Origin of the sequence: Bacteroides sp. 4_1_36 (genome assembly GCF_003466325.1) — a bacterium.
GTDB lineage: Bacteria > Bacteroidota > Bacteroidia > Bacteroidales > Bacteroidaceae > Bacteroides > Bacteroides uniformis.
Genome location: NZ_QSOX01000046.1, coordinates 1,802 through 5,600 on the forward strand (window position 1 = coordinate 1,802; position 3,799 = coordinate 5,600).

Genomic DNA, 3,799 nt, shown 5'->3' on the forward strand with positions numbered 1-3,799 from the left:
GGCAATCCGGTTCCTACTGTGTATTGCGGCAATGTGGTCTATGAAAACGGTGTTGCCAGGCTTCTTCTTACGGAAGAGGGGTATGTTACGCTTTCGGACAAGAAGTACCACTATTACCTGCAGGACCATCAGGGAAACAACCGCGTAGTCCTCAGTTCCAGCGGTGCTGTTGAGGAAGCGAACCATTACTATCCCTTCGGTGGTGTGTTTGCAAGCTCAGGCAATGTGCAGCCTTACAAGTATAACGGCAAGGAGTACGATGGCAAGAAGGGGTTGAACTGGTATGATTATGGTGCAAGGCATTATGATGCGGCATTGGGTAGGTTTACGACTAATGACAGATTTGCTGAGAAGTATCATTCGATGTCTCCGTATCAGTATGGGGCTAATAATCGTAGTTCAAAAATCATTAAATAAAGCTGGTATAGAAACAATGAACAAAATGAGAGTAATCAATAGGCAAACTGGGGACATTTTCAATGTAAAAGTAAATCCTTATTTGCCAAGTAAGGCATATCAGGCTATAGAAAAGAACAATCCATTAGGATACATAATAAGGAGAAATAAATGATACTAAAAGGGAATATGTTAAAATTAACAATACCGTTTTTTTGGGCTGTACAAAGTATTTGGCTTTTATCGTTTAAATCCATTGAGACCTTTATTGCCGCAATCATATTGTTATTAATATCATTTCTTGGAATAGTTATTAAGAGTAATACCTATAACATTATATTTTTAGGTATATGCTTTTTATATTCAGTAGCTTTAGGTCTTATAATGTTCCTTTTATTTCTATTCTTTGAATTGCCTATGATATATATATTGGTCCCTATTATGAATTTTATAGTTTTGGTATATATGTTAAGGAAGTATGGACGAAGGTAACGAAGTGATTTGCAGCAGATATTCTTCATCTGATGTGTTTTAATATTGCTGAGATGCCCCCTAAAAGTATTTTATCCAACTTTTAGGGGGCATTGTATCTAATCTTTGGACTTTTTAGTATTCCTGACACCTTGAGAGGTATTGTCTTGTCGGACATCTCATAATCAGCCTGTTCAACGTGAACTATTCTTGAAGTATCAGGTTGATGATTCGAGTAAGGTAACGCTTGCCGCCTACGCTTATGACAATCTGGGCCGTCTACAGAGCAAGTCGTTGCACGGTTCTGCCGTGAACAAGCAGTCGTACACTTACAATGTCTGCAGCTGACTGACGGGTATCAGTGGAAGCAAGCTTACGCGGAATTTGTTTTACAACAGCCAAATACAATAACAGCATCAGCAGCATGACTTGGAAGGCAGGGAATGAAAGCACCGTCCGCGGCTACAAGTTCACCTACGACGGGCTGGACAGGCTGCTGAACGCGACCTACGGCGAAACAGCCGGCATCAACGCGAACACCGACCGTTTCAGTGAGAATGTAACCGCCTATGACAAGAACGGCAACATCAAGACCCTGCAACGCTACGGTCAAACCGGAGCTTCTACCTATGGTCTGATTGATAACCTGACTTTCACCCTCGGTGGTAATCAGTTGACCCGTGTAGATGATGCTGTAGCCACATCTGCTTACAACAACGGTTTCGAGTTCAAGGACGGCGTGAAGCAGGCGAATGAATACAACTACGATTCCAACGGGAATTTAACTAAAGATTTGAACAAGGGAATTACCAATATATCGTATAATTGCTTAAATTTGCCCAGTGTGGTGACGTTCAGTGACGGCAGCACCGTCACCTATACCTATGCAGCCGACGGCACAAAGCTGAAAACTGTCCATAAGACAGGCAGCACTACCACCACGACGGACTATTGCGGAAACGTGGTCTATGAGAACGGTGTTCAGAAGTTGCTGCTGACCGATGAAGGCTATGTTACTTTGAGCGACGGCAAGTACCATTACTACTTGAAAGACCATCAGGGTAATAACCGGGTTGTGATTAACCAAAGCGGCACGGTAGAGGAAGCGAACCATTACTATCCCTTCGGTGGTGTGTTTGCAAGTTCAGGCAATGTGCAGCCTTACAAGTACAACGGCAAGGAGTATGATGGCAAGAAGGGGTTGAACTGGTATGACTACGGGGCACGGCATTATGATGCGGCGCTGGGGAGATTTACAACGAATGATAGGTTTTCCGAGAAGTATCACTCATTGTCTCCGTATCAGTATGGAGCGAATAATCCAGTGAATACCATTGACATCAATGGAGATAGCTTGCTTATTGTAACTCCAGCAGCTATTGAAGCTATTTACAATGGTTTGCAGGATGGTAGTAACATAAAGATGCAATTCAATAATGGTATATTGGATCCAACTTCCATTGCGAAACAAGCTAATAGTAGTAATGATTTCTTTCTGAAAGACTTATTTGAGATTGCCAATAGTGAGAAAATGGTAGAACTGTCATTATCTGATAAGAATACATATAAAATGAATGGGAAGACTGTAGAAGAAACTTTTGGTACTCCTTATGACGATGATGATAGCGAAATACCTGCTCATCAAAAAGAAGAGTATTCAAAGGCTGGAGTCCCTTTTGGAAAACATATTCAAGGAAATTTAGGTCAGACATTAGTACCTGACAAGAGGTTAGCTTCCGGTAAGAGTTCAACCAATAGCCATGTACAAGTCATAATTAATAAGAATGGCACTTTGAATCATCGAACAGTTGGGATTGCACACGAATTTGGGCATGTTATTTTATACTTGAGGAATGTACCGTTTAGCCACGGACAGCCAGGGGTCAATAATTTTATATACAATAAAAGAGCTGATGTAATGTCAAAACGATTAGGATATGACTATTAAATTAAAACTATTTTTCATGTTTATTATGCTTCCGCCATTATTGTACGGACAAAATAAGTTGGTGGAAGAAAGTATAATATATTCAAGTGATATAAGTTCCTATAAAAAGAAGATAGAAAAAACTATCTTTTTTGATACTGAGACCAACTTACCAGTTTTTGAATTGATATTGGATACTGCAAGATCTTCTAAAATGTATACTTCTTATTATTTTAGGAAGCGGTTGCGAGAAGTCTCAACGGAAATTTCTTATATTGGTGGAAACGAATCATTAAGGAAATACCAAGATAGTCTTTATTGGGAAAACTACAATGGTGATGAACAGAATGCCTCTTGTTTATACACTATTCTTTTTGACAGAAAACTTAAAATTAGAGAAATAAAAATTGTGAAAAGGGCAGGGTATAATAACTCCAAGTATAATTACGATAAGTTAATAAAAAAAATACTCCTATCCACTGAAGGAAGTTGGCAAAAAACGAATAATGCACTTTCTGAAGAATGGTATTTTATATTTGGACGTTTCTTGATAAGATAAAATATTCTGTTTCAGTGTATGTTCTTCCCCCATTGTTCCCAAGTCCCCGAATCTCTGATTCAATAAACTAAATGATTCCCTGCTTATGTCTTTTGAATATAAGCAGGGAATTTGTTTTTCAGTTTGGCTTCGTGAATCATCTGCCTTTTGCTTTCTATACGCAATTTTTCCGGTCAGCTTTCGGTTATTAAAACCACCGATGAAGACTTGAACGTGAGCTACACCTTTACCGATGAGATGGGACATGTTGTATTGACGCGTCAGATGAAAGGCAGCGAAACGCACGACACCTACTATGTGTATGACGACAAAAGTAATCTTTGTTTCGTACTCCAGCCTATGTACCAGAGCTCGGCCAATCTCGACTTGTATGCTTTTCAGTACAAATACGACGGACGCAACCGCTGTATCTGGAAGAAGCTTCCCGGTGCGGGATATATGGAAAT

At 39.8% G+C, this 3,799-nt stretch carries 2 protein-coding genes and 2 pseudogenes; all 4 read left to right on the forward strand.

Translation table 11 applies throughout. The features are described 5' to 3' along the window. A partial coding sequence (locus DXD65_RS20625) for an RHS repeat-associated core domain-containing protein (protein ID WP_199670758.1) occupies positions 1–417 on the forward strand: 417 nt, incomplete at its 5' end. A 684-nt stretch (positions 418–1,101) separates the two neighbouring features. After that, positions 1,102–2,233, forward strand: a pseudogene (locus DXD65_RS21400) (RHS repeat-associated core domain-containing protein); the annotation flags it as partial. 571 nt (positions 2,234–2,804) lie between these two features. Then, on the forward strand, positions 2,805–3,353 hold the full coding sequence (locus tag DXD65_RS20640; RefSeq protein WP_005825326.1) for a hypothetical protein: 549 nt from the start codon (positions 2,805–2,807) through the stop codon (positions 3,351–3,353). A gap of 147 nt (positions 3,354–3,500) precedes the next feature. Beyond that, positions 3,501–3,799: pseudogene (locus tag DXD65_RS20645) on the forward strand (RHS repeat-associated core domain-containing protein); the annotation flags it as partial.

Coding starts and splice junctions, on each gene's coding strand:
- DXD65_RS20640 (WP_005825326.1), top strand. CDS start 2,805: ATGACTATTAAATTAAAACTATTTTTCATGTTTATTATGCTTCCGCCA.